Annotated in this window: 26 protein-coding genes and 1 pseudogene; 13 read left to right on the plus strand and 14 right to left on the minus strand. The window is 70.3% G+C overall.

The window, feature by feature from the left end:
* Positions 1-42: 42 nt before the first annotated feature.
* Together ACIBLA_RS16975 and ACIBLA_RS16980 are read left to right on the plus strand one after the other, a co-directional pair.
* Entirely contained in the window at positions 43-1554 is a 1512-nt protein-coding gene (locus tag ACIBLA_RS16975) for a class I adenylate-forming enzyme family protein (RefSeq protein WP_363239784.1), read from the plus strand.
* A 71-nt stretch (positions 1555-1625) separates the two neighbouring features.
* Positions 1626-2666, plus strand: a complete 1041-nt coding sequence (locus tag ACIBLA_RS16980) for an MBL fold metallo-hydrolase (protein ID WP_363239783.1) — start codon at positions 1626-1628, stop codon at positions 2664-2666.
* A gap of 48 nt (positions 2667-2714) precedes the next feature.
* Here the strand turns inward: ACIBLA_RS16980 and ACIBLA_RS16985 are convergent, their stop codons facing one another.
* The 3 genes from ACIBLA_RS16985 to ACIBLA_RS16995 are packed head-to-tail and all read right to left on the minus strand — an operon-like array spanning position 2715 to position 5712.
* Positions 2715-3473 (minus strand): SDR family NAD(P)-dependent oxidoreductase, encoded by a 759-nt coding sequence (locus tag ACIBLA_RS16985; RefSeq protein ID WP_363239782.1) that lies wholly within the window; start codon positions 3471-3473, stop codon positions 2715-2717.
* Positions 3449-4507, minus strand: coding sequence for a phosphotransferase family protein (locus tag ACIBLA_RS16990; RefSeq protein WP_363239781.1), 1059 nt, complete (start codon positions 4505-4507; stop codon positions 3449-3451). The genes ACIBLA_RS16985 and ACIBLA_RS16990 overlap by 25 nt, the downstream gene beginning before the upstream one ends.
* 2 nt (positions 4508-4509) lie before the next feature.
* On the minus strand, positions 4510-5712 hold the full coding sequence (locus ACIBLA_RS16995) for an acyl-CoA dehydrogenase family protein (RefSeq protein ID WP_363239780.1): 1203 nt from the start codon (positions 5710-5712) through the stop codon (positions 4510-4512).
* Positions 5713-5846: 134 nt separating this feature from the next.
* On the opposite strand from ACIBLA_RS16995, the gene ACIBLA_RS17000 reads away from it, so the two are divergent.
* The 3 genes from ACIBLA_RS17000 (at position 5847) to ACIBLA_RS17010 (ending at position 8692) form a co-directional block, all read left to right on the plus strand.
* A complete protein-coding gene (locus ACIBLA_RS17000; RefSeq protein ID WP_363239779.1) occupies positions 5847-6527 on the plus strand; it encodes a TetR/AcrR family transcriptional regulator in 681 nt (226 codons plus the stop codon).
* Positions 6528-6588: 61 nt separating this feature from the next.
* Entirely contained in the window at positions 6589-7707 is a 1119-nt protein-coding gene (locus tag ACIBLA_RS17005) for an AI-2E family transporter (protein WP_363239778.1), read from the plus strand.
* A 37-nt stretch (positions 7708-7744) separates the two neighbouring features.
* Positions 7745-8692, plus strand: coding sequence for an aminoglycoside phosphotransferase family protein (locus tag ACIBLA_RS17010; RefSeq protein WP_363239777.1), 948 nt, complete (start codon positions 7745-7747; stop codon positions 8690-8692).
* A 90-nt stretch (positions 8693-8782) separates the two neighbouring features.
* Here the strand turns inward: ACIBLA_RS17010 and ACIBLA_RS17015 are convergent, their stop codons facing one another.
* Positions 8783-9670, minus strand: a complete 888-nt coding sequence (locus ACIBLA_RS17015; RefSeq protein ID WP_363239776.1) for a septum formation family protein — start codon at positions 9668-9670, stop codon at positions 8783-8785.
* 190 nt (positions 9671-9860) lie between these two features.
* Here ACIBLA_RS17015 and ACIBLA_RS17020 point away from each other — a divergent pair, with 190 nt between their 5' ends.
* Positions 9861-10157 carry a hypothetical protein gene (locus tag ACIBLA_RS17020; protein WP_363239775.1) on the plus strand — a complete coding sequence of 99 codons (297 nt, stop codon included), beginning with the start codon at positions 9861-9863 and terminating at the stop codon, positions 10155-10157.
* Between the two features lie 388 nt (positions 10158-10545).
* Entirely contained in the window at positions 10546-11079 is a 534-nt protein-coding gene (locus ACIBLA_RS17025) for a hypothetical protein (RefSeq protein WP_363239774.1), read from the plus strand.
* Positions 11080-11766: 687 nt separating this feature from the next.
* Here the strand turns inward: ACIBLA_RS17025 and ACIBLA_RS17030 are convergent.
* Together ACIBLA_RS17030 and ACIBLA_RS17035 are read right to left on the minus strand one after the other, a co-directional pair.
* Complete coding sequence (locus ACIBLA_RS17030; protein ID WP_363239773.1) at positions 11767-12051, minus strand: hypothetical protein; 285 nt, start codon at positions 12049-12051, stop codon at positions 11767-11769.
* A gap of 251 nt (positions 12052-12302) precedes the next feature.
* Positions 12303-14090 (minus strand): NAD(P)/FAD-dependent oxidoreductase, encoded by a 1788-nt coding sequence (locus tag ACIBLA_RS17035; protein WP_363239772.1) that lies wholly within the window; start codon positions 14088-14090, stop codon positions 12303-12305.
* Positions 14091-14259: 169 nt separating this feature from the next.
* Here ACIBLA_RS17035 and ACIBLA_RS17040 point away from each other — a divergent pair, with 169 nt between their 5' ends.
* The gene (locus ACIBLA_RS17040; RefSeq protein WP_399199009.1) at positions 14260-15279 is read left to right on the plus strand and encodes an SMP-30/gluconolactonase/LRE family protein; all 1020 of its coding nucleotides are present in this window, start codon (positions 14260-14262) and stop codon (positions 15277-15279) included.
* 25 nt (positions 15280-15304) lie between these two features.
* On the opposite strand, the gene ACIBLA_RS17045 is transcribed toward ACIBLA_RS17040, so the two are convergent.
* On the minus strand, positions 15305-15904 hold the full coding sequence (locus ACIBLA_RS17045; RefSeq protein ID WP_363239770.1) for a helix-turn-helix domain-containing protein: 600 nt from the start codon (positions 15902-15904) through the stop codon (positions 15305-15307).
* A gap of 55 nt (positions 15905-15959) precedes the next feature.
* Between ACIBLA_RS17045 and ACIBLA_RS17050 the strand changes: the two are divergent.
* Positions 15960-16628 (plus strand): annotated as a pseudogene (locus tag ACIBLA_RS17050) (Tn3 family transposase); the annotation flags it as partial.
* Positions 16629-16882: 254 nt separating this feature from the next.
* On the opposite strand, the gene ACIBLA_RS17055 reads toward ACIBLA_RS17050, so the two are convergent.
* Positions 16883-17461, minus strand: coding sequence for a TetR/AcrR family transcriptional regulator (locus tag ACIBLA_RS17055; protein WP_363239769.1), 579 nt, complete (start codon positions 17459-17461; stop codon positions 16883-16885).
* 92 nt (positions 17462-17553) lie between these two features.
* Between ACIBLA_RS17055 and ACIBLA_RS17060 the strand changes: the two genes are divergently transcribed.
* Together ACIBLA_RS17060 and ACIBLA_RS17065 are read left to right on the plus strand one after the other, a co-directional pair.
* On the plus strand, positions 17554-18000 hold the full coding sequence (locus ACIBLA_RS17060; protein ID WP_399199010.1) for an anthrone oxygenase family protein: 447 nt from the start codon (positions 17554-17556) through the stop codon (positions 17998-18000).
* A gap of 309 nt (positions 18001-18309) precedes the next feature.
* Positions 18310-18735: a DUF4267 domain-containing protein gene (locus ACIBLA_RS17065; protein WP_363239767.1), complete on the plus strand. Its 426-nt coding sequence runs from the start codon at positions 18310-18312 to the stop codon at positions 18733-18735.
* Positions 18736-18995: 260 nt separating this feature from the next.
* Here ACIBLA_RS17065 and ACIBLA_RS17070 read toward each other — a convergent pair whose 3' ends face one another.
* Complete coding sequence (locus ACIBLA_RS17070) at positions 18996-19634, minus strand: TetR/AcrR family transcriptional regulator (protein ID WP_363239766.1); 639 nt, start codon at positions 19632-19634, stop codon at positions 18996-18998.
* Between the two features lie 144 nt (positions 19635-19778).
* Between ACIBLA_RS17070 and ACIBLA_RS17075 the strand changes: the two genes are divergently transcribed.
* Positions 19779-20540 carry an SDR family NAD(P)-dependent oxidoreductase gene (locus ACIBLA_RS17075; RefSeq protein ID WP_399199012.1) on the plus strand — a complete coding sequence of 254 codons (762 nt, stop codon included), beginning with the start codon at positions 19779-19781 and terminating at the stop codon, positions 20538-20540.
* Between the two features lie 37 nt (positions 20541-20577).
* On the opposite strand, the gene ACIBLA_RS17080 is transcribed toward ACIBLA_RS17075, so the two are convergent.
* Together ACIBLA_RS17080 and ACIBLA_RS17085 are read right to left on the minus strand one after the other, a co-directional pair.
* Positions 20578-20829 (minus strand): hypothetical protein, encoded by a 252-nt coding sequence (locus ACIBLA_RS17080; RefSeq protein WP_399199013.1) that lies wholly within the window; start codon positions 20827-20829, stop codon positions 20578-20580.
* Positions 20830-20845: 16 nt separating this feature from the next.
* Complete coding sequence (locus ACIBLA_RS17085) at positions 20846-21094, minus strand: hypothetical protein (RefSeq protein WP_399199014.1); 249 nt, start codon at positions 21092-21094, stop codon at positions 20846-20848.
* 339 nt (positions 21095-21433) lie between these two features.
* Here ACIBLA_RS17085 and ACIBLA_RS17090 point away from each other — a divergent pair, with 339 nt between their 5' ends.
* The gene (locus tag ACIBLA_RS17090; protein WP_399199053.1) at positions 21434-22135 is read left to right on the plus strand and encodes an LmbU family transcriptional regulator; all 702 of its coding nucleotides are present in this window, start codon (positions 21434-21436) and stop codon (positions 22133-22135) included.
* Between the two features lie 21 nt (positions 22136-22156).
* Here the strand turns inward: ACIBLA_RS17090 and ACIBLA_RS17095 are convergent, their stop codons facing one another.
* The 3 genes from ACIBLA_RS17095 to ACIBLA_RS17105 form a co-directional block, all read right to left on the minus strand.
* Positions 22157-22831 (minus strand): hypothetical protein, encoded by a 675-nt coding sequence (locus ACIBLA_RS17095; protein ID WP_399199015.1) that lies wholly within the window; start codon positions 22829-22831, stop codon positions 22157-22159.
* 183 nt (positions 22832-23014) lie between these two features.
* Positions 23015-23806, minus strand: a complete 792-nt coding sequence (locus ACIBLA_RS17100; protein ID WP_399199016.1) for a hypothetical protein — start codon at positions 23804-23806, stop codon at positions 23015-23017.
* Positions 23807-23891: 85 nt separating this feature from the next.
* Positions 23892-24347: a peptidoglycan-binding protein gene (locus tag ACIBLA_RS17105; RefSeq protein WP_399199017.1), complete on the minus strand. Its 456-nt coding sequence runs from the start codon at positions 24345-24347 to the stop codon at positions 23892-23894.
* Positions 24348-24622 lie beyond the last annotated feature (275 nt).

Below are 24622 nucleotides of genomic sequence, written 5' to 3' on the forward strand. Positions count from 1 at the left end.
TGCGTTCATCACGGAGTTCGGCACAGCGTAGCGAGGAAGCGGATGCGACAGGTAGCGCGGGAGTTCCAACACAGGGCCGAGCAGGAGGACTTCGTCGCCGTCATCGACGACACGGGTCCCCATACAGCGCGGGAGCTGCTCGCCGAGGCGGCCAGGCTGGCCGAGGCGATGTCTCCCGGCACGGTCGGCGGGAACGGCGGCACGGTCGTGCTCCAGGCCGACAACTCGTGGCGTACCGTCGCCGGCACCCTCGCCGCCGGTTTGAGCGGCGGCGTGCTCGCGGTGGTCAACCGGCACACCACGCGCGCCGAGTTCGCCGCGGCCTTCGAGGACATCCGCCCGGACGCCGTGGTGGCCGAACCCTCGGCGATGGACGAATGGTCGGCGGCCGACCTGCTGCCGGGGGACCGTACGGACACCGCGCTCGACGGCTGGACCTGCCGGTCCGTGTCCGGCCCCCATGATGTCTCGCGCTGGAGGGGCGGCGTCCTCATCGGACTGACGTCAGGCTCGACCGGGCGGCCGAAGGGCGTGGTGCAGTCCGAGGAGGCCCTGCGTTACGCCGCCACGAGCACCGTCGAGATCAACGGCCTGACGCGCGGCGACGCGGTGGCCGCGATCGTGCCGCTGTCGTCGACGGCCGCGTACTGCTTCGGCGTCTACCTCGCCCTGCTGCTCGGCGGGCCGCTCGTGCTGACCGCCAGGTGGGACCGGGCCGTCGCCCTGCGCCGGATGGCGGACGCCGAGGTCCGCTGGACCATGTGCGTACCGACGATGGCGCTCCAGATGGGCACCGAGGCGGCCGGCTCCGGCGTACTGGCGGGCGTGCGGGCGATCACCGTCGGCGGCGGGCCGATGGACCGTGGCGCGCTGGCCCGCGCCGAGCGGTCCCTGGGTACGAAGATCCTCCGTGTCTTCGGCATGTCCGAATGCCTCGGCCACACCTCGCCGAGCCCCGGCGACGCGGAAGAGATCCGGCTCGGCAGGGACGGCCGCCCCTTCCCCGGCACGGAACTGCGCCCGCTGACCGCCGAGGGGGCGGCCGTGGCACCGGGCGCCACCGGCCGGGCGCACGTCCGCGGCCCTTCGCTCTTCCTCGGCTACGCCCGTGACGGCCGGGTCGAGCCGCCGGTGCTGACGGCGGACGGCTACTTCCCGACGGGTGATCTGCTGATGACCCACGAGGACGGCACGGTCACCGTCATGGGCCGCGAGAAGGACATCATCATCCGCGGCGGCCGGAACATCGACATCACCGAGATCGAGCGGGCGGTCGCCCGCTACCCGCGCGTCGCCAGGGCTTGCGTGGCCGCCGTCCCGGACGAGGTCCTCGGCGAGCGGGTCGCGCTGCTCGTCGTCACCGAGGACGGCGGTGGCATCGACCTGGCGGAGGTGACCGGGCATCTGGAGAGCATCGGTCTCGCCAAGGCCAAATGGCCCGAATTCGTGTACGGCGTCGAGGAGTTGCCCCAGACCAAGGTCGGCAAGCTCGACCGGTCCGGGGCCCGCGCACTGGCCCAGCGGCTCAAGACGCGGGCCTCCGGTCCGGGCTGATCCGAGGGCACCGGCCGACACCACGCCCACCGGCGAGCACCACCACGGCACACCAGCAGTGAGGGAGAGTCATGACCACGCGGTTCGACCAGGGCCCATGGGCCGCAGCCGGAGTCCAGACGGTGCGGCCCGGAGTGCACCGGGTTCCCCTGCCGCTGCCCAACGACGGACTGCACGCCGTGAACGTGTATCTGCTGGAGGACATGTGCGACGACGGCGGCCTGGTCATGATCGACGGCGGGTGGGCGATCCCGGAGGCCCGCAAGGTCCTTGAGACGGCTCTGGCCACGATCGGCCGCGACCTGGGCGACATCGGTCACATCCTGGTCACCCACATCCACCGCGACCACTACACCAACGCCGTCGAGCTGCGCCGGCTGCTCGGCTCGCGCGTGTACCTGGGCGCGGGGGAGCGGCCGGGCCTGGAGATGCTCGACCGGCTGCGCAGCGACGTACCCGCCGGTTCGCTGGAGACCCTGCGCAGGGCGGGCGCCGGCGAACTGGCCGACCGCGTCCGGGCGATGGACTACGACGACTACGACCCGAGTGTGTGGCAGCCCCCCGATCGCTGGCTCGGCGCTGAGACCCTGCGCTTCGGCGACCGCGAACTGGTGGTCGTACCGACTCCGGGGCACACCAGGGGACATGTGGTCTATCTGGACGAGGAGCGCGGGCTGCTGTTCTCCGGGGACCATGTGCTGCCGCACATCACACCGTCCATCGGCTTCGAGCTGGCCGAACCGGGCGGGCACCCCCTCGCCGACTACCTGGACTCCCTGCGGCTGATGACCCGGTACGCCGACACGCGTCTGCTGCCCGCTCACGGGCCGGTCGCCGACAGCTCCCACACCCGTGTCGCCGAGCTGCTCACGCACCATGACAACCGGCTGGCCGCCAGCCTCACCGCACTCGGCGATGACACGCTCGACGCCCACACGGTGGCGCGGAAACTGGGCTGGACGCGCCGCGAGGTGCCGTTCGGCGACCTGACCGCCTTCAACCAGATGCTCGCCGTCAACGAGACGGCGGCGCACCTGGACGTCCTCGTCCTGCGGGGGCGGGCCGCCGTGGCGTTCAGCGACGGGGTGAACCGCTACACGCGCCTGCGCTGACCACGGTGGGGGTACGGCAGTCGCCGTCCCCCCACCCACACACACGTGTCAGCGTGCGGTCCAGCCCCCGTCGACGTACAGCTCGGAACCGGTGACGAAGCTGGAGTCGGCCGAGGCGAGGAAGGCCACCGCCCCGGCGACCTCGTCGGGCCTGCCGAGGCGTCCCATGGGGGTGCCCTCGACCATCGCCGTGTGCCGGGGTGTGCCCTGCCACAGCTCGCGGGACAGGGGGGTCTCGATGAAGCCGGGATGGATCGAGTTGACGCGGACGCCGCGGGTGGCCCAGTGCAGGGCGGCGTTCTTCGTCATCAGTCGTACGGCGCCTTTCGCGGCGTGGTAGGAGAACTGGCTGCCGAATCCGCCGACCGTCCCGAAGATCGACGCGATGTTGACGACCGAGCCGCCGCCGGAGTGCTCGATCGCGGGCCCGCCGTGCTTCATCCCGAGCCAGACCCCGCCCTGGGTGACGGCGATGACCTTGTCCCAGGTCTCGCGGGTCTCGCTCTCCACGGTCCGCGTCTCGGCGATGCCCGCGTTGTTGACCAGTACGGTCAGGCCGCCCAACTCGGCGACGACCCGCTCCACGGTGGCGCGCCACGCCTCCTCGTCGCTGACGTCCAGCGCGACTCCGAGCGCCCGCGCCCCGTCGGCGGACAGCTCCCGCGCCAGCTCCGTACAGCGGTCCTGGTCCACGTCGGTGACCACCACCGTGGCGCCCTCGGCGGCCAGCCGGCGTGAGACGGCGGCGCCGATGCCGCCCGTGGCACCGGTGACCAGGGCGGTCATGCGGGACAGTCGGTCGTGCATGGTTTCTCCCTTGTGAGCAGTTCCAGTCCCGAGCGCAGCAGTGCGGGGACGGCGGAGCCGACGCGCTCGAAGCCGGTGCCCACGGTCTGCCCCGCGAGGTAGCGGGCGTGGATGCCCTCCGCGATCACGGCGAGCTTGAAACTGGCGAACGCCTGGTAGTAGGGCAGGAATCGGATGTCACGGCCGGACCGTGCGGCATAGCGCGCGGCCAGTTCGTCGCCCGGAGGAAAGCCGGGGTTGGCCGTCGGGGCATGGCGCGCCCCGAGTACGGGTGCGCAGGCCGGGTCCCAGTACATGAGCAGCATCCCGAGATCGGCGAGCGGATCACCGAGTGTGGCCATCTCCCAGTCGACGATCGCGGCGATCCGGCCGTAGTCGCCGGGAGCCAGGATGGTGTTGTCCAGGCGGTAGTCACCGTGCACGATCGCTGGTGCCCCGCTCGGGGGCAGAGCGCGGGCGAGCGCGTCGTGCAGTGCGTCGAGGTCGGGCAGCGCCCGCGTGGCGACCCGGTCCCACTGCCCGCGCCACCGACTCACCTGGCGTGCCAGATAGCCGTCGGGGCGGCCGAAGCCACCGAGGCCGATGTCGTCGGCGTCGACCGCGTGCAGGGTCACCAGGGCGTCGACGAGCGCGTCGGCGGCCCGCCGCGCGTCCGCGGGGTCCAGCGAGGCGGCCTCGTCGCCGTCGCGCAGCACCGGCCCCGCGACGAACTCGACGACGCAGAACGGCGCCCCGGTCACCTCCGGTTCGGTGCACGACATCACGGCGCGGGCGACGGGGACCCCGGTACCGCCGAGCGCGGCGACGACGCGGTACTCCCGGTCCATGTCGTGCGCGGTCGGCGTCAGCACGCCCAGGGGCGGGCGGCGCAGTACCCAGCGGTGCGTCCCGTCGGTCACGTGATACGTCAGATTGGAGCGCCCGCCGTGCAGCAACTCGAACCGGAGCGGTCCGGCGCACTCGGGCACATGGCGTTCGAAATACCGCTGGAGCGAGGGCACGTCGAGGCCGGCGAGGGCCGCGTCGTCGGACACCTTCACCGTGCGGCCCGCCGCTCCCGCGCCGCACGCACGGCGCGCTTGGCGATCGCCCAGCGGTGCGTCTCGGACGGACCGTCGTAGATACGGAACGGCCGCACCTCACGGTAGAGCCGCGACAGAGGAGCGTCCCCCGAGATGCCGAGCGCGCCGCACACCTGCACCGCCCGGTCGACGACGCGGTTCACCGCTTCGGAGACGTAGGTCTTGGCGATCGAGGTGTGCTGGGCGGCGGGACGGCCCTGGTCGAGTTCCCAGCAGGCCCGCCACAGCACCGCCCGGCCGGTCTCGATGTCGATCTCGGAGTCGGCCAACAGTTGCTGCACCATCCCCAGTTCGGCCAGTGGCCTGCCGAACGCCGAGCGGTCCGCCGCGCGTTCCAGGGCGATGTCCTGGGCCCGCCGCGCCACTCCGAGCCAGCGCATGCAATGGGTCATGCGCGCGGGCCCGAGCCGCACCTGCGCGTACGTGAAACCCTGGTCGACCTCGCCCAGCACGGCGTCGTCGCCGACCTCGCAGTCCTCGAAGACAAGCTCGCTGTGGCCGCCGAACAGCCCCTGGTCCAGCGTGTCGATGTTCCGGACGATCTTCATTCCCGGATTCCCGGCGTCGACGAGGAACATCGTCGCACCGCCCGCGTCACCGGGGCTTCCACCGGTGCGGGCCATGCAGATGGCGAAGGCGGCCCCGTCCGCGCCGCTGATGAACCACTTGCGGCCGTCGATCCGCCAGCCCCCGCCGGTCCTCGTGGCGGTGGTGGCGAGCGCGCGCGGGTCGGAACCGGCTCCGGGTGCGGGCTCGGTCATCGCGAAGCACGAGCGCACCCGCCCTGCCGCCAGGGGACGCAGATACCGCTCCCGCTGCTCCGGTGTGGCGACCACTTCGAGCAGATGCGTGTTGCCCTCGTCGGGCGCGGCGCAGTTGAGCGCGAGGGGCCCCAGCAGTGAGTACCCGGCCGCTTCGAAGACCACCGCCTGTCCACACAGATCCAGCCCGAGCCCGCCCCACTCGATGCCGGCGTGCGGGGCGAACACCCCTGCCGCGCGGGCCGATTCCTGAAGCCGCAACCGCAGCGGCTCCGGCCCGGTGTGGACGTTCCCGTCGCACGCCTGCTCCTCGGGGATCACCACCTCCTCCACGAACGCGGTGGTGCGCCGCGCGATGTCGGCGACCCTCTCGTCGGTCTCGAACCCGATGGACACGCTCACTCCCGAGCTAGGCTAATCATCATTAGCCATCAGAGGGGCAGGTGGTCCGCTGTGTCAAGTGGCGAGACCATGGTTCGAGATAAAGTGAGAGCATCCATGGCTAGCAATCAGTAGCTCCGGGAGCCGGAATGCCTGCAGCGCAGAACGATCCGCACGATCCCCATGAGCGCCCGCATCGCCCCTCGGGAGCCGGGACGACGTCCCCGGCGGACCGCCGGGTGGCGATTCGGCTGGCGGCGCTGCGTCTGTTCGCGGTGCAGGGCTACCGGGCGACGACCATGACGGACATCGGCGCCGCTGTGGGCATCCGTGGCCCGAGCCTGTACAAACACGTGGCGTCGAAGCACGAGCTGCTGGCCGAGATCATGACCGGCACGATGGAGCAGCTCATCGCGGACAACGACGCGGCGGTCGCCGGCACCGACGACGTACGGGAACAACTGCGCCGCTCGGTGGAGGCCCACATCCGCTACCACGCCCGCCACCGCCTGGAGGCCTTCGTCGGCAACCGGGAGATCGGCAACCTGGAACAGCCCGATCAGGCCCGTGTCCTCGGCCGCCGCGGCGACTACGAGCGCCGCTTCCGCGAACTCATCGAGCGGGGTGTGCGGGACGGTGCCTTCGATGTCCCGTCCGCCAGGATCGCGTCGTACTCGATCCTGGACATGGGCATCGGCGTGGCCAGCTGGTTCAACGAGGGAGGCGAGTTCTCGGTCGACCAACTCGCCTACCAGTACGGCGACATGGCGCTACGCATCGTGAACGCCCACCCGCGTGGCGGGCCCACCGATTCGCCCCCGGTCCGGTAGCCCCGCAACCAGGTCCGGGCGCTGTCCGACCGGGGTGGTGTGGGGCCGTAGGGTGGCGCGTATGTCTGTCTCGCTGAGTTCCGCGAAGTCCCGTGCCGCGCTTCGCACTTCGGCCCGTGTGTCGGTCGAGTTGCTGGTCGTCCTGGTGATGGCGGGGGTGGTTCTGTGGCTTCTCGGGCGGATGTGGCCGGTGGTGTGGCCGCTGATAGTGGGACTGCTTCTGACGACGCTGACCTGGCCCTTCGCACGTTTCCTGCGCCGGCACGGGTGGCATCCGGCGCTGGCGGCTTCCGTGGTGACGGTGTTGTTCCTCCTGGCCGCCGCCGGAGTCGTGGCGCTGATCGCGGTCCCGGTGGCGTCCCAGTCGGGGGAGTTGGCGAAGGGCGTCATCGAGGGCATCGACAAGGTGCGGGAGTGGGCGGCGGGGCCGCCGCTGAACATCGGCGAGGACGAGATCACCGGTGCCCTCGACGCCGGGGCGGCCCGTCTTCAGGACAGTGTCGGCAGCATGGTCACCACGGTCGTCACGGGCCTGAGCACCGTGGTCAACGGCGTCGTCACCGCTGTCCTGGCACTGTTCCTGATGTTCTTCTTCCTCAAGGACGGACCGAAGTTCCTGCCGTGGCTGACCCGGCAGCTGCCCGGCCGGCTCGCCACCGACATCCCGGTGGTCGCCGCCCGCAGTTGGGACACGCTCGGCGCGTTCGTGCGTTCCCAGGCGTTCGTCGGCCTGCTGGACGCCGTCTTCATCGGTCTCGGCCTGTGGATCGTGGGCGTGCCACTGGTGCTCCCGCTGGCGGTGCTGACCTTCGTCTCGGCGTTCGTCCCGGTGGTCGGGGCGTTGTTCGCGGGGCTGGTCGCGGTGCTCATCACGCTGGTGTCGAACGGCCCGACGGACGCGCTGATCGTGCTGGGGGTCATCGTCGTGGTGCAGCAGTTGGAGGGCAACGTCTTCCAGCCCATGATCCAGAGCCGTGGGCTTGGTCTTCACGCGGCGGTGATTCTGCTGGCGGTGACGCTGGGGGCGAGTCTGGCGGGCATTGTGGGCAGTCTGCTGGCCGTGCCGGTCGCGGCGCTGATGGCGGTGGTCTGGAACTACGTACGTGAACAGCTCACCGACCCGCCGCAGGACCCGGCACCCACCCGGCCGGATGCCGGAGCGGCTGTCCCGTCGGCGTAGCGTTGCTTGTGGCGCTGTCCGGACGACGAGGTGGCACGTGATCGACCATGATGATGCGGCGGCCGTGCGGCCGTTGACCCTGGCGTGGGTGGGCCGGCACCTGGAGGCCGGCGAGCTGATCGTCAGCACCGAGGTGCTGCACGGCGGCATCACCGCCGAAATGCGCAGGCTGACCATCGGCACACGGGACGGAAGCACGCGTGAGCTGGTGCTGCGGACCGTCGTAAACGTGGAGCACGCCGAGGACTGGCTGAACCGGGAGGCCGGCGCCCTGACGCTGCTCGGGGGAACCGGTGTGCGGGCTCCCGCACTGGTCGCGGTCGATCCGACCGCCACGTACTGCGAGTATCCGTCTCTCCTGATGACGCATCTGGCGGGCCGGACGGTCCTCGACAACGAGGGACTGGAGACGCGCGTTCCTCTGCTGGCCCGTCAACTCGTCGCGATCCACGCGTTGCGACCCGCCGAGCGGCCCCAGAAGTACGTGACGCTGACGACCGCCGACACCGTCGTGACTCCGGAGGGCGCCGACGCGGCGGCATGGTCCGCGGCGATCGAGCTGATCCGCCGGCCCGCGCCACCATATGAAGGGCGCTTCCTGCACCGGGACTTCCACCCCGGCAACGTGTTGTTCGACCTGGAGTCCGCAGGCCCGGCGGGTGCCCGGATCACCGGCGTCGTCGACTGGGCGCAGCCTTCCTGGGGCCCGGCGGATCTGGATGTGGCGCACTGCTCCACGAATCTCGCGCTGCTGCACGGCCCGGTGTGGGCTCTGCGGTTCGCCGAGGCGTACGAGGAGGCGGGCGGAGTGCTGGCCGCAGCCGCGAGCGAGCGGCTGTACTGGCGGGTGCGGGACGCGCTGGCGTTCTCGGAGGAGGTGCGGTGGGTGGCGCGGCCATGGCGGAAGGCGGGGAGGACGGAGCTGACGACGCGGGCCGTGGAGGAGCGTCTGGACGCCTATGTGACCGCCCTGATGAACGCGTGAGCACAGCGGCCCGGCTTCCACGTCCGGTGCGTTCCCACGCAGCCGGGGCCGGATCCTTGACGGACCCGGCCCCGTTGATCCGACGGAGCGTCAGCCCGCCCAGACCTCGGCCTCGTCGGCCGGGACGGTGGTGGCCAGGCCCAGTTCCTTGCGGGCCGCGACGGACTTGTTCGGGTCGATGTCGGTGAACGCCGGGTCGTAGGCGATGTAGAACGCGTCGGCGTCGGCGGCGTCCGCGGCCTTCTTCCAGTTCCCCGCCGCCTTCGTCAGCGTCGCGCGGAGCTTGCCGACCTCGGCGCCCTCGATGCCGTCCAGACCCTTGACGTGTTCGTCGAGGGCGGCGGCGACGCTCTCGGCCTGCGTCTTGTAGCCGGGCAGGTCGTCCTCGACGGTGTCCTTCTCGGGCTGGTTGGCCCACAGGGCCTCGTAGACCGCGTTCGAGCCCTTGAGGTACGTGTTCTGCTCGGGCTTGAGGGACTTCGCGGTGTCCAGCGACCCGCTGAACGTGCCCTTCTCCGCGGTGTAGGTGCAGCTCACCGCGCGGTCGCCCGTCGCCCAACTCTCCATGGTCGGCGTGTAGTAGAAGAGGGCGACACCCTTGGGGAGCGCCCAGGTGTCCGCGGCGTACTTCTGCGCCTCGGCCGGGCAGCGGTTGTCCGCGACCGTCGCGACCTCGTCGTCACCCGGGTACGACGTGCCCTTGTCGATCGCGAACTCGCCTACGACCTGGCCCTGGTGTGCTTCCTCGCAGGGCACGATCTCGACGGAGTACGCGGTCCCCTCGGCCTTGCCGGTCGGGTTGTAGCAGTCGCCGATGTCCAGCGAGAACACCGAGCGCTGGCGAGCCACCTTCTTCGCACCGTCCTTGGCGCTGTCGACGGCGTCGGAGACGTCCGAGCATCCCACCCCGCCGATCGCGAGCAGGGCGGCAACGACGGATATGCCGCGAAGAGACCGATACGGGGCATGGACTATCATGACGTGTACATCCTCTTAACTAATCTTTATGAGGGTCACGCGCATCTTATGCCATTTCTATGGCCCCGATTTACGCGAATCCGCTCACCTCATGGCGGCGTCTCTGACTCGCGACGGGCCGCGAGGGTTGTATCCGGGCTGCGGTTGGGTGGCGGTGCCGGTGATCGTTGGGCGGGTAGGGTACCGGCCCATGAGAATCATGGGATGGATCCTCCTCGTGCTCGGCCTGTATTTCCTCGCTCAGGGGTTCGCGATGCCGCTGATCGCGGAGCGCAGCGACGTGGAGAGCTCCGAGTTCATGCAGATCCGGGAAGCGAGTTCGCATCTCGGCATAGGCCTGATGATCGGTGCCGTCGCCTGCGCCCTGCTGGACCAGAGGCGCGACCCGGCCACCACACAGCGACCGGGCCTTTCGGTGCCGCCGCAGTACCCGCCACAGCAGCCGTACCAGCAGCCGGGCAACTGGCAGGCTCCGCCGCAGCATTGAACCGCCACTCGTCCGGCATCAGGCGCCGATGATGCCGCGTGCATTGTTCGCAAAGGTCGCAGGGGCCTCTTGACCACGGCCCGGCGCCCGGACCTGTCAGCGGGACGAACGGCTCGCGTCGACTGCTTCCCGTTCAGCGAAGCAGGTAGAGGTTGGTGGTCTGCTCCTAGGAGTACAACCCTGTCAACCATTGTTCAGCAGCCCGCTTCGAGCGGTGAACAACTCTCAGCTCCCTCTGAAACTCAGCGATTTCACGAAGAGGGCAGCCATCCGATCGAGTCGTTTGACATCGACTCCATTCGTTTCGGGCTTCCTTGACATCGAAACCAGTCGTGCGAGGTGACAGCGCGCGGGACCCCTCCCGAGCACTCGCGTGTAGAACGGCCCCATGACCACATCGGAACCATCGGCCCGTTACCGTAAAACCAGACTGTCCGCAGCGCACGGTGCGGTAGGGACAGTCTGCGCACTGGCCCTCGCCGCCGCACTGACCGGCTGCGGCTCCGACTCGGGCGACGACGCGGGGGCGCCCGCGCCGGCCGCACCGTCGCGTTCGGCCGCACCGTCGCCCGCCTCGCCCACGCCCGCGAAGCCCTCCTCGCCGCCACCTACCCCGGTGAAGCCGATGAAGCCGTCAACCCCGGCCGAGCTGCGGGCATGCGCGGACGGAAGCTGCACGGTCGTCGTGACGAAGGGCACCGAGATCCCGGGCGCCGCGAGCCTTCGGGCGGGACCGTTCACGGTGACCGCCGTCGGTGCCGAGGGCGTGGACCTGACCTCGGTCGACGCGAGCGGATTCACCTCCAGCCTGCTCGGGCAGCGCCCCGACCAGGGCGGGCCCTCCACCGTCAACGAACTGTCGATCGCCGTTCTCGCCATCGCGGGAGACACCGCGAAGCTGCGGCTCTTCCCGGCGAAGTAGGGCGGGTGTCGCAGCCGGGCTGACCTGCCGGAACCCCGGCATCCCACGCGCGGCAGAGCGCAGGACTGTGCGGGCGGACCCCACGCGTTCCCGCGATCGAACGTGTGGTGCCTTCGCTCGCCTGCCAGAGGCCCGCGCCCGAGGGGATTGGCCCTCGCGGGCCTACTCCTCGATTGAGCGGTGTGCGGAGGGCGGCTTCTCTGAAGGACCGGGTGCGACGAGTCCTCCGACCTGGGAGCGCCTATGGGCCGCAACGAGCCGGGCAGTGACGCCGCGGTACCGGCCGCGGAGCACGAGCCGCGCGCCGGTGCGCGGAGCTGCGCGGCTCATCTCCTCGCCGGTCACTGGAACCTCTCCGGCGAACGTGTCGCGCTCGCGCCACTGGCGCCCGCCGGTAGAGAGCGCTCAGCCATGTTCCGGGGCTCTGGCGCGTCGACATCCCGACGCCGTTACCCGGCCTCGCGCCGGCCTTCGTACTCAAGACGCAGCTGAACCCGGAGGCGGCACGCGCCCCTTCTCCTTTCACCTGATCAAGTGGACTCAACGGGCGGTGGGCCCGGGATTTGCCCGGTGCGGATCGCCGCACCGGCGGCCGTCGACACCGCGGACGCCTTCCCGCCCGCGGGCACGCCGGATGGACCGCGTGCCACAACTGGCGCTGTTGCCTGCCGTTTCCGGCAGGTCCGGCTATGCGGAAGCCCCGACCTCTCCTGCCGTGACCTGGGGTGGGTTGGGGAGCCGTGAGGCGAGGTTGTCGCGTACGAAGTGGGATGCCTTCATGGTCGATTCCTCGGCGCCGGCCTGGTCCTGGAAGACGCTGGTCGAGGCGAATACGCCGTTCCCGGCGTCGATCCAGTAGAAGGCCACGAAGCCGGGGATCCGGCGCACGAGCGGCACGAACCCCTCTCTCACGAGGCGTGCCACCTCGGGCGGGTCGGTCACGCCTTCGTACCGCCGTACTGCTGCGTACATGGCTGGTCTCCTCGCGGGTCTCGGGTCGGTCCTGTGCTGAGGTGCCGTACCCCCTCGGCGGTCCCCTCGCTCACGAGCCGGCTCGCAGTCACCGGAAGGGCCGCCCGCGGTGATCCGGATGGCGGTTCAGGGCCTCGCTCCGGATCGCGCGCCGGAACGCGCACCGTCCGCGCGCGGACGGCGTGCGCCCGACGCCGGCCGCCGAGGCGCCGAGCGCCGCCCCGGCGCCGCGCCGGATTCCCGGCAACCCCTTACGCGAGCACCTCGTCGATGGACTCCTCCCTCCAACGGCGCAGGAGTTCGTGGAAGGCGCGGGCGCCGTGTGGGTAGGCGCTCGGGCCGTTGGGACGGCCGCGCCCTTCCCGGTTGTAGTAGCCGGGAGTGCAGTCGGCGTGGAACCACTCGTGGTCGGGAGCGTCCCGCGCCATGGTGGCGATCCAGGCGTCCTCCGCCTCACGGGACGGCTCGATCAGGGCGCCTTTGGCCTCGGCCGCCGCCACGAGGGCGGCGGCGTGTACGGCCTGCTCGTCCAGGACGTGTGTGAAATTGACGCTGCTGGTGTTCTGCAGTGACCCCATCTGGATCAGGTTCGGGAAGCCGTTGCTGGTGGCGCCGTGAAGGGTGCGGATGCCGTGCCGTGCCCACGCGTCGAGCAGTGTGGTTCCTCCCCGGCCGTGGACGGGGAGCTTCCCGGAGTGGATGCCGGAGATGCCGACGGAGAATCCGGTGGCGAAGATCAGGCAGTCGAGTTCGTAGACGGTGTCGCCGACCACGACGCCGTTCTCGGTGACGCGTTCGATGCCGTGGGTGTCCGCGGTGTCGACCAGGGTGACGTTGCTCCGGTTGAACGCCGGGTAGTACAGGTCGGAGAAGGCGGGGCGCTTGCAGGCGTACCGGTACCAGGGTTTGAGCGTCTCCGCCGTCGCCGGGTCCGTGACCGTCCGCTCGACGCGGGCGCGGACCTCGTTCATCTTGGCGGCGTCGGCGGCTTCGTAGGCGGCTTCGAAGGCATCCCGGTCGCCGGAACGGCGGAAGCTCGGCAGCAGCTTCTCCAGGAGGCCGGCCGACGACGTCCACCCGTCCGCCACCAGATCCACGCCGGACTCCTCGCCCGAGACGATGCGCAGGAAGTTGTCACGGCGCTCGCGGGCCCAGCCGTCGCGCTCGGCGCCCACGTCCCCCGCCGTGGTGCGGCGGTTGGCGCGTACGTCCACTGTGGAGGGGGTGCGCTGGAAGACGTGGACGTGTCCGGCGTCCTCGGCCAGCATCGGAATGACCTGCACGCCGGTGGCGCCGGTGCCGACGACGCCAACGCGTCGCTCCGCCAGTCCGGTCAGGCCGCCTTCCGGGGTGCCGCCGGTGTAGGCGTAGTCCCACCGGGACGTGTGGAAGGTGTGCCCCTTGAAGTCCTCGATGCCGGGTATCCCGGGCAGTTTCGGCTCGGTCAGGGGGCCGGTGGCGGTGATGACGTACGTCGCCCGGAAGGTGTCGCCCCGGTCGGTGTCCACGATCCAGGTGCGGGAGTCCTCTTCCCAGGTCAGCGCGGTGACCGAGGTGGAGAACAGGGCGTCCGCGTAGAGGTCGAACTTCCGCGCGATCCGTACCGCGTGGATCCGGATCTCCTCGCCCGGGGAGTACTTCCACTCCGGTACGTATCCGGTCTCGTCGAGCATCGGAAGGTACACGTGGGACTCGATGTCGCAGTGGACGCCCGGATACCGGTTCCAGTACCAAGTGCCCCCGAAGTCACCGCCCTTGTCGATGACGCGGACCCGCTCCACGCCCTGCTGCCGCAACCGCGCCCCGGCGAGGATGCCGCCGAATCCGCCCCCGACGACGGCGACGTCGACCGTGTCGCGCAGCGGTTCGCGCCCGGCCACCTCGCCGGCGTACGGGTCGGCGGCGTAGAAGCCGAACTCGGCGTCGGCGTCGCGGTACTGGCCGGCGCCGTCGGGCCGCACGCGCCGTTCACGCTCGTGGCGGTAGCGCTGCCGCAGTGCGGCGAGCTCGTCGGAGGTCGGCGTCTGGGGGGACGTCATGTGGGGGTGCCTCTCTTCTGTTCAGCTGCTCGGTACGGGCCGGCCGTCCTTGACCTGCTGAACTGCCCTGCCGATGAACGGCCTTGAGGAACCGTAGCAACAACCGGACAGTGATGTCCGGTTAGAGTGCGGGGGTACCACGACCTTCGGACAGAAAGTGGTGACCCCCATGCGACGACTCCGGAACCGACCCCTTGCCGTGTTCGCCGCGCTCGGCGCGCTGGTCCTGGCCGGATGCGGCACCGACAGGCACACTCCCGGCGACGGGGCGACGTCCACCGTTTCGGGCAGGACCGTCACCGCCCACCAGCTCATGCGACTGACGACGGTTCATGAGGAGACCGGAATGACCTTGCTGGAAGGACCGGTATTCGGCGAGGACGGCAGGCTGATCGTCGTCGACGTCACCGCACCCGCCGGAGAGTCCAAGGTCATGAGCGTGGATGTCCGGAAAAAGACGGTGCGCAAGGTCTTCACCGACGATCGGGGCGCTTACACCTCGGCCCAGTTCAGCCCGTACGACGGCCGGCTCCACCTGACCGACTTCGCCCACGGCGAGATCGTCTCCCTGGCTCCCGACGGCAGCGACCGGCGCACCTTCTTCACCGGCGAGGTCGACGGCGACCGGATGCGGCCCGACGACATCGCCTTCGATCAGGACGGCAACCTGTACGTCAGCGACTCGCTCGGCATGTCCGAGGGCGAGGCGCGCGGACGAGTGGTGCGCATCGACCGCGACGGTGAGAACGCCACCGTCCTGGCCGACGGCCTCGCCGCTGTCAACGGCATCTCGTTCGACATCGGCTACCGCGGGCTGTGGATCAGCGAGCTGACGGAGAACCGGATCTCGTACCTGCCCGTCGTTCAACGTCCCGGGATGGCCGGCCGGCACACCGCCGTCCGCGTCGACGGAGGCATCGCCCAGACCGACTCGATCGCCGTGGACGCGGACGGCAACCTGTACCAGGCCCTGCACGGCCGGCCCGCGATGGCCGTGTACGACAAGCACGGCGAACGCCTCGCGACAGTGGAGGTCCCGGCCCGTGCCAAGGGGCTGGAGTCGGCGACCAACGTGGCGATCACGCCCGGCGGGACCAGGGCGTACATGACCGTCAGCGGACCCGCCGGCGGATACCTGTACACCTTCGACGCGCTCGCCGAGGGCGTACGGCAGTCCAACGGCGGCTGACGCCAACCGCCCTCATCCCTCGCCCTCATCCCTTGAAGGGCGCCACCGGTCCCACCGTGATGCCGAGCAACCGCCAGGCCGCCAGCGCCCGGCGTTCACGTTCCTCGGGAGTGGGGCCGGTGACGGCCCCGGAGACCATGGCGACGGACAGCATCAGGTCGTCCGGCGCGTCCGGGGCGCCCAGGGGGTGGCCGTCCGGCAGACACCCCCGCAGGGAGCGCTCGAACCGCTCGGACAGGTCCCCGGCAAGCGCGTGAGCGCGGAAGCGACCGTTCGCGCCGTCGGCGTGCAGAAGGCCGATGAAAGCCGCCGACTGCGCGAGATGCCAGGTGACCACTCCCAGAACCCCGGCGAAGGTCGCGTCCTCGCCGGTGGCCGCCTGCTCGACCTGGCGCACGTTCTCCTCCAGGACCGCGGACGCGATGGCGTCCCGATCGGGGAAGTGCCGGTACAGCACGCCCTGTCCGACTCCGGCCCTTCGCGCGATCCCGGACAGTGGAGCGTCCAGACCGTGCACCGCGTAGATCTCCCGTGCGGCGGCGATCAGAGCGGCCCGATTGCCGGCGGCGGCCTTCGGCCCTCGGTTCGCGGGCCTCCGCTCGTCCGGCGGGGGGTGCTGGGTCATCCGGACAGCGTAACGGGGGGACGTCGGGGATCCCTTACTCCGGCCCCGGGGAGCAATGGACCTGCCGGACCTGCTCTTCGAGGTCGACTCCTGGACCGGGTTCCTGGACGCCTTCGTGCACCCGGGCGACGGCCGGACGCGCATGGAGTACATCAAGACCTCGCTGGTCGCGCTGCTGGTGAGCGAGGCGTGCACCATCGTCTATACGCCGGTCATCGACGCCGACGACGGGGCGCTCACGCGAGCCCGGCTGGTCCACGTCGATCAGTACTACCTGCGGGTGGACACCATCGCCGCGGCGAACGCGAAGCTGATCGAGGCTCAGGCGAAGGTGCCGATCGTGAAGTTCTGGGGCGAGGGGCTGCTGGCCTCGGTCGACGGGCTGCGCCTCGTGGTGCCGAAGCGGACCATCCACGCCGGGCCGTCGCCGAAGTACTACCACTTCAAGCGCGGCATCACCTGGCTGAATGGCGTGAACGACCAGGTCGCGGGCATCGGGCAGATGGTCGCGCCGGGCACCCCGCGCGACTCCCTGCACATCCTGGACGCGCTGCTGAACCTGGACGCCGGAGTGAAGCCGGAGATGGTCGCCACCGATAACGCCCCGTACTCCCACATCGTGTTCGGGCTGTTCACGATGCTGGGCTTCAACTTCTCGCCGCGCTTCAAAGACCTGGGCGACCAGCGGTTCTGGCGGGCGGAGATGCCCGGAGTGGAGACCGGCGAGTGAGGACGTGGCCCGGGTCTCCCCGCTGAAGCACGCCGACCTCAACTGTCTGTGCCGCTACAGCTTCGCCGCCCGCCACGCGAGGGCCTGCGCCCACTGCGTGACCCGGCGACCGTCCACCTCGACGAGGACGACGAGGGCACCGGCGAATGACGCGGCGTCAGGACGAGTATCGGGTCGCGATCAATGAGCATCGCAGCTCCCGGGGCGGGTGCCCGAGGGCCCGGCTGCGTGCCCGCCGGGACGGTGTGTCAGAGCACGGCGAGCCGGTCCACCAGCAGCTCCACTCTCTGTGCGGCGTCCTCCGGCAGCAGCCGTCCCGTCCGGGTCAGGGTCGCCAGGCCGTGCAGGGACGCCCAGAACACCTCGGTGAACAGCCCCGGGTGGACGCCGTCCCCGGCGACCTCGCCCAGGCTCTCCATCAGCGCGGCGAAGGCGTCCTTCAGCGGCTCCGGGGTGTCCTCCTGCGCGTACGCCAGGCCGCCGTCGAGCTGGAACAAGGCGTCGTAGACCGCCGGGTTGCGCTCGGCGAAGTCGAGGTAGGCGCGGGCGAGGGCGGTGACCCGCTCGCGCGGGCTGTTCGCGCTGGAGGTCGCGGCCCGCACCGCGACGGCCATCTCGGCGGCGCCCTGGAGGGCGACGGCGCCGACGATCTCCCGTTTGCCGCGGAAGTGGCTGTAGAGGACGGGCTGGCTGTATTCGATGCGCTCGGCGAGCCGGCGGGTGGTGACCGCGTCCCAGCCCTGCTGCTCCGCGAGTTCGCGGGCCGTCGCCACGATGAGGCGCTCGCGGACCGCCCGTTCGCGTGCCTTGCGTTCCTGTACCGACATAACTCGAATCCTAGCACCGCTAGACAAGCAAGCGGCAGTAGCACTAGCGTTGCCTGCATCGGCTAGCAGTGCTAGATCTTGGGAGGGGCAACATGCTCAGCGCACTCGAGGTAATCACCACCGTGATCGTCGGCCTGATGGTGGGGGTGGAGTTCTCCGTCGCCTTCGTCATGAACCCGATCTTCAACGCCCTCCCGGAGGACAGTAACCAGCTGGCCCACTCCCACGGGGGCCGGATGCTCGGCGCCGTGATGCCGTTCTGGTACATCGGCTCACTCGTCCTCGTCGCGGTCTGGGCTGTCGCGGGATGGCACCACCACGGCACCGGCCTCGTCGTCACCGCCGGCGCGCTGCTGATCGTCAGCGTGATCATGTCGATCCTGCTGCTCGTCCCGATCAACAACCGGGGTAAGACGTGGACCCCGGAGAACCGGCCCCAGGAATGGAAGGAGCAGATGAACCGCTGGGACCGCTTCCACTACGTCCGCGTCGCCGTCATCATCGGCGCCTTCACTCTGCTGGTCGCCGCCCTCGTCTGATACCAAAGCCGCCCCGACATGCGCTGGTTCACCCCTGTATGTCGAGAGCTTTCGCCCGTCGGGGCTTCGGATTTCTGACCCCGCGGGCCGCCCCGCGCCGGTGGCGCACCATCCCCACTCCCCGGGCGGCAGGTGGCCACCGAAATCCCGACATTCGGGAATGCGGCTGCCGCTCAGATTCCACAACGGCGATCCCGACAAGCCACGCCCCTCGATCAGCCGCGTCCGCGCGGCCTGATCAGGCCCCACACGACTCAGCAAGCTCCACGAAGCTCACCAAGCTGAAGAAGACTCTCAAGGAGAAGAAGAGTGTCGCTGAAGAAGATCAACACCGTCCTGGCCGCCACCTTCATCATCTTCATCCTCTGGTTCGGGACGGAGTTCATCCTGAGCCCGGAGACGACGGCGCCGGGCTTCGGCCTGCCGAGCTGGCCGTCCGGCGACGGCGACGGCTTCCTGATCATCAAGGGAATCCGCGACGTCGTCTTGGCCCTGGTCCTGGGCATCCTGCTGGTGACGGGCCACCGCCGGGCGCTGGGCTGGGCGCTGCTGGTGGAGGCCCTCGCCGCGTACGGCGACATGACCACCGTGCTGGCCCACCACGGCTCCGTGGCCACCGCGCTCGGCGTCCACTGCCTGACCGCGACACTGATGGTGGTCAACGGCCTGCTGATAATGCGCGAGACCCGCAAGGTCGCGGCCGCTCCGGCAACGCCCGCCCCACAGCCCGCCTAACGCCACCTTGACGCGTGTCGGTATGCGCCTGTCAGCCCCTGCCGGGAAAGGCGAGGCGCACGATATCAGCGACGACATGCTGCACACCGTGCTCCGCCGCCGGGCGAACGGCGAGTCGGTCGAGCAGATCCAGCCCGACCTGATCATCCCCACCGGCAAACGGAAGGGTCAGGCCCCCAGTGTCGCGAGCATCTACCGCGCGCTCGCCGAACACGAGACGAAGGAGGTGTACCCCGAAGCCGCCGCCCCACGCCGCGGCGCTACTCGACCCCTTCCGCCGCTACGGCGAGGGCTTGACGCAGGGTCGCCTCCAACTCGCTGTCCTCTGTCGTACGTTCACCCGGCCCGTGATCGCCGCGCCAGGCGTAGTGCTCGACCGCCGCGCGCAGGGCCGCGTTGAACATCGCCGCACGGATCGTCACGCGCAGGTCGTCGGCGGGCAGTCCGGCCCGCTCGGCGAGGGCGCGGGCGAACGCCGGCTCCGCCTCGTCGTAGGTCTGGAGCCAGACGGCGCGCAGTCCGGGTTCGGTCCGGGTGAGCCGGACCAGGGCGCCGACGGTGGCCCGGTCGGGCCCCCCGGTGATGCCGGTCCCCGCCGCGAGCCATCGGTCCATGGCCTCGTGCAGGGACTGCCCGGACGGCCACTCGCGAAGGAAGGCGGTGATCGAATCGATGCCTTCCGAGAACAGCGGTGTCACGCAGCTCTCCTTGCTCGGGAAGTAGCGCCACACGGTGCGCGCCGACAGTCCGACGGCCGTGCCGATCTGTTCTCCGGTGGTGGACGTGACGCCCTGGGTGACGAACAGGTCCACCGCGGCCCGGGCGATCTCACGCCGGATCTCGGTCCTGCGCGCCTCGGTGAGGGGCGGTCGTCCCGTACGGCCACGGGGTGCGGTCATCGGTTCCTCCTGCTCCGTCGATCGTGCGATCGAGCTCTCGGACGATCTTCCACCACGTCTTTATGTCACTCAGAGACAGTAAGTTGTACCGTGGTGACGTCAGGGCCGATCCGAGCCCCTCACGACGATGAACAGGAGAGCGACATGGCCGGTGTTTTCGACGGACGCGGCGTCATTGTCACCGGGGCGGGATCGGGGATAGGCCACGCCACCGCCCTGGCCTTCGCCGCAGAGGGTGCCCGGGTCCTGATCGCGGACCTCAACGGCGAGAGCGCCATGTCGACCGCCGAGGCGATCGAGACGTCCGGCGGCACGGCTGTCGCCGTCACCGGCGACCTCGGCGACCAGGTCGTCGTGGATCAGGTGACGCGGACTGCCGTCGAGCGCTTCGGCGGGGTGGACGTCCTGGTCAACAACGCCGGGATCATGGACGGGATGACGGCGCTGGCGGATGTGACCGACGCGGAGTGGGAGCGCGTCCTGCGGGTCAACCTAACCGCGCCCTTCCTACTCACCCGCGCCGTGCTGCCGCACATGCTGGCGGCCGGCAAGGGCGCCATCGTCAACACCGCCTCCGAGGCCGGCCTGCGGGGCAGCGCGGCGGGCGCCGCCTACACGGCCTCGAAGCACGGCGTGGTGGGACTGACCAAGAACCTCGCGGTGATGTACCGCAATCAGGGCATTCGCGCGAACGCCATCGCCCCGGGCGGCACCGCCACCGGCATCGTCGTCAACACCGACTCGGCCGCACACGGCCCCGCGGCACTCGGCCCCCACTTCGTCAACCTCGGACGCCTCGCCCAGCCCGAGGAGCAGGCTGCGGCCATCCTTTTCCTCGCCTCGGACGCGGCGAGCAACATCAACGGAGTGGTTCTGCCGGTGGACGACGGATGGGCCGCGGTGTGATGTTGCCGGCCGAGCGGTTCCCGGCAGGGACGGAGTCTCACTGGCGCCGCTCGCTGAACCAGAACCGGCTCTCCGGCTGCTTCGGGCGGACGATGGCCAAGATCGCGGGCACGAGCCAGATCAGCCCGAGTATGGGTGCCACCTGGAAGAAAGCCAAGGTGAAGGGCAGGGCTGTCCAGCCGTACGCGGACGCCGAGACGCGCAGGTTGGCCTGGCGTGTGGGGAACTTCAGGGCTGGGGTGATGCCCCATGCGGCCACGGCCAGCACGAGCACCCCAGCGAAGACCACGATCCCCGAGTTGGCCTCACCCGGCCGACCGGTCGGCCGCCCTGGCCCGTGCCCGAACGACGAGGTAGGCGGCCCTGGACAGACCTGCCACGAAGAGCAGTCGGACCAACGGGGCCGACTCCGGGACATGCCCGGGGGAGGAGAGGACGTCGCCCAGCGCGCAGGCCGCGGCCCCGAGCGCGGCCAGGGTGGCGCCGACCACCGGGCGCGGGGCCCACTCCTGCTGGAAGGTGATGACGCAGATGCCGACGACCGCCTCCACCATCACATCCGCGCCGGCGCCGCCGAGGACCGGCTGGGCAGGCGCTCGCCGGATCTGCGGCCCTCAGGCGTCTCAGCGGCCCCGTCCGCGTATCCCGTCACCGCGTTCTCCGGTGAGTGCGACCGCCGTTCCTTGTGGGTCGAACGACCGGCACACTCCGTGACCGGGCCGGGCTACGGTGCCCGTCGTACGGGTTGAAACCGGCCGTGGCGGGCGCGCATGACGGGGCGAGCAGTTGATGAACGAATTCGCGTGGTGACGCATCGGATGACCAACTCTGGAAACGCGAAAGCTGCGGCGCTTCGCACGGACCCTCAGACGGTGCCACGACAGCGGAGGGCGATGGGTGGTGGGCCCGATCGAGGCCAGCTGCTGACCACGAAGACCGGTCTGCGGATACCGGCCGGAATGGCCTTCGAGGACTGGGAGCAGGCCGGGCGCCAGCTGTCCGGAATCCTGGATTCGTCCTCATGGTGGCTCGGCGACTGGCTCGTGTACGGGAAAGACCACTACACGGACCGGTACCAACGAGGAATTCGCGCTGTGGGCCTGCGATATCAGACTCTCCGGAACTATGCCTGGGTCTCACGGCGATTCGAGTTCAATCGGCGGCGAGCAGCGCTGAGTTTCCAGCACCACGCCGAATTGACCTCACTCCCGGTCGACGAGCAGGAAGCGTGGCTCGATCGTGCTGAGCGGATGAAGTGGTCCACCAAGCAACTCCGTACCGCCCTGCGCGCCTCGCGCGAAGCGGGGGATGGGGCCGGGGCTGAAGCGGGACACGAGAAGCGGGCCGGCGCCGTGGGGCGGCTCGCCGTTCCCCGCGGCCGTATCCCGTGGTGGCACGAGGCCGCCGAGCGGTCGGGCATCGGATTGGAGCGGTGGGTGCTGACCACGCTCGACCGGGCGGCCGAGTGGGTCCTCGGTGAACGCGGTCTCCGGGAGATCGACGGCGCAGGGACAGCGCCACCCCCGCGAGGACGATCCGGCCTGCCGCCGGGCCGTCCGGCGGGACAGGGGCGAGACCTGTCCACCGGCGCGTAACACCCGCCGCGCTCCCGGACGTCAGTCCGTCCGGCTGTCCCACGGATTCCCCATCCGGCTGTCGAACGAGGGGATCAGGGCCGCGAGGGCCGCTCCGAGCCGCCAGTCCAGGTCGGGTGCGTTCATATGCACCGTGTCGCCGGACGACTTGAACTCCAGCGGTATCCGTCCGCCGGCGCGCCACTTGATACGGCGGGGGCCACGTGGCCAGTCGCCGCCGAGGCCGCCGTTGAACAGCGCGGCGAAGACGACGAAAGGCATGAGGGGTGAGCAGAGCCACCACACGCACCACCAGAAGAGCCGGCCCTTGTATCCGACGGCGTCGAGAGCGCCCGGGCGGCTCACCGTCCAGCGTGTGCGCATGCCCCGGCTGAACGCCTTGTCGCGCGTGACCCTGCCGAGTGTTTCGCCCTGCGGCCCGAGCACCTCGAACTGTGCCCGCCGGCCTCCGGCGAGGGTGACGAGGCTGGCGACCCGGGCTTGTCGCGACTCATCCGCCCACAGGACGAACGAGCGTGCGCCGTTCTTGCGGGCCGCGAGGTAGGCGGATATGCCGCCCGGTGGCAATTGGCGTTCCACGTAGGCGACCGAGCGCGAGGTTTCCGCTCCGTCGGAGAAGTCGATCTGGCAGTCGAAGTGCCCGCCGGGAGTCGTCCGCAGCCGCCGCAGCGCTCGCAGTTTCAGAGTACTGGTCACCCGATGGGCTCCTTCTTGCGTTTCCGTGTCCAACGTTCGGTACGAGGGGGCGCACCCGGGTGAGTGACGTGGCAACGCCCCCGGTCGGCCGCGCGTGCCGCCGGGGCCGTCCTCGACCGACCGGCCGGTGCGCCGGGGGCGTGATCTCCGGATGACGGAACGCCAGGTTCGTCGGGCCGGCGATCAGCCACCGCTGTCGCTTCTGACCTCGACGGCGTCACCGAGACCCGGCGCCGCGCTCCTGGCGAGTTCCCCGGCACGGACCGGGTCCGCCCCCTCGGCCACGACGATGGTCAGACGATCAGGCTGAAGGCCCGCGGAGACGACCGGGTGCTCGGCGACCACCGCCTCGTACGCGGCGATCGCCTCGGTCGGGAGGGTGCCGTCGAAGCCGGTCCGAACGGAAAGTCCCGGCCGTACCCCTCGCTCCGAGCTGACCGTCAGGGACGTCACGTCCGAGAGGGGCCGGTGCCGGCCGCCTTCGGAGACCATGTCCTTGAACACCGTCATCGCGCCGGTGGCATCGGCCGCAGTGATCTCGGACCGCCAGCCGCGGGTGTTCTTCCGCGACGCGTCGTTGATGTCGCCGTCCACCACGTGGTCGTCGGCCGTCAACGACCGCCAGAGGGACAGCACTTCACTGGTGCGTCGCTGCTCCGCGACGACGGTGAACGTGACGCCGTCCGCCGTGATCCGGCCGGTGATGTTGCTGTGACGGGCGACGTAGTCCCTCAACTCGTCGACCCGTTCGGCCACGAGGTCGGCCGACGTGCCCTGCGCCAGGACCAGTTCGCCGGTCGCCGTCCCGCTGAAGGGCAGCGTGTTGTTCTTGGTGGTAAGGATTCTCGCCACGTCCGCCGTGCCGGCCCAGTCCTTCTCGAAATCCGCGGCGAGCGCCGTGCCCTTGTCGATGGCGCAGCCGCCCGACAAGGGCACGGCCAGCACGGAAGCGATGGCCGGTATCAACCATCGCAAGGTGTTCTTCCTCAGAGCCGTCTCCTTGAGAGCGGGCGCGGCGGGGCGGACGGGCCCCAGCGGGTGAATGGTTCTCGGGCCGGGCTCAGCAGACGCTGGAGAGCAGATTGGCGTACTCCGCGAACGCGGCCTTGGTGCGTGCACCCGGGACGCCGTCGACGGCCAGGTTCTCCTTGAGGTTCATGTTCAGGAAGCGCTGCAGCGCCATGACGGTGTTCGCTCCGACCACCCCGTCGGGGGTGCCGGCCTCAAGGCCCAGGTCGTTGAAGAACCTCTGCGCCGCCTTCCAACTGCTGGTGCCCAGTCGCCCGTCGGGCGTCCCGGGGTTGTAGCCCAACACGCGCAGCTGGCACTGCCAGTCCTTCGCCTGGGCGGTGCTCAGTCCCAGGTTGACCACCGCGAGTGGCGCGACCTCGGCGCTCGCCGTCCGCTGCTGGGTCGGGGCGGGAGCCGCCACGGCCGCCCCCGCGTGGGCCACCCCACCGGCGGCAACCCCTACGGCAGTGGTGACACCGACGAGTGCCTTCGTGAGAGCTCGCATGCTGTTTTCTCCTTCATGGATGTGCGCTGAGCGGAGCCGTCCGCGCCGGGCCGGTTCCGCCACGAGACTGCTGGTCCGGCGCGATGTCCCGCCACAGGCGACGGGGAGGTGACGTCATCCTGGGACGTCCCACTCGCTGACCTGCCGGAACGTCGCCTGCCGAGTCCGTACGGCGGGACGGCCGCGAGCGGGAACGGCGATGCGCACCCGGGCGGGGTCCCCCTTCGGCAGGCGCCGTGATGATGCAGAATGAGCCCGGAAGACGGGGCCGGATC

It is taken from the genome of Streptomyces sp. NPDC050433 (assembly GCF_044458565.1).
GTDB lineage: Bacteria > Actinomycetota > Actinomycetes > Streptomycetales > Streptomycetaceae > Streptomyces.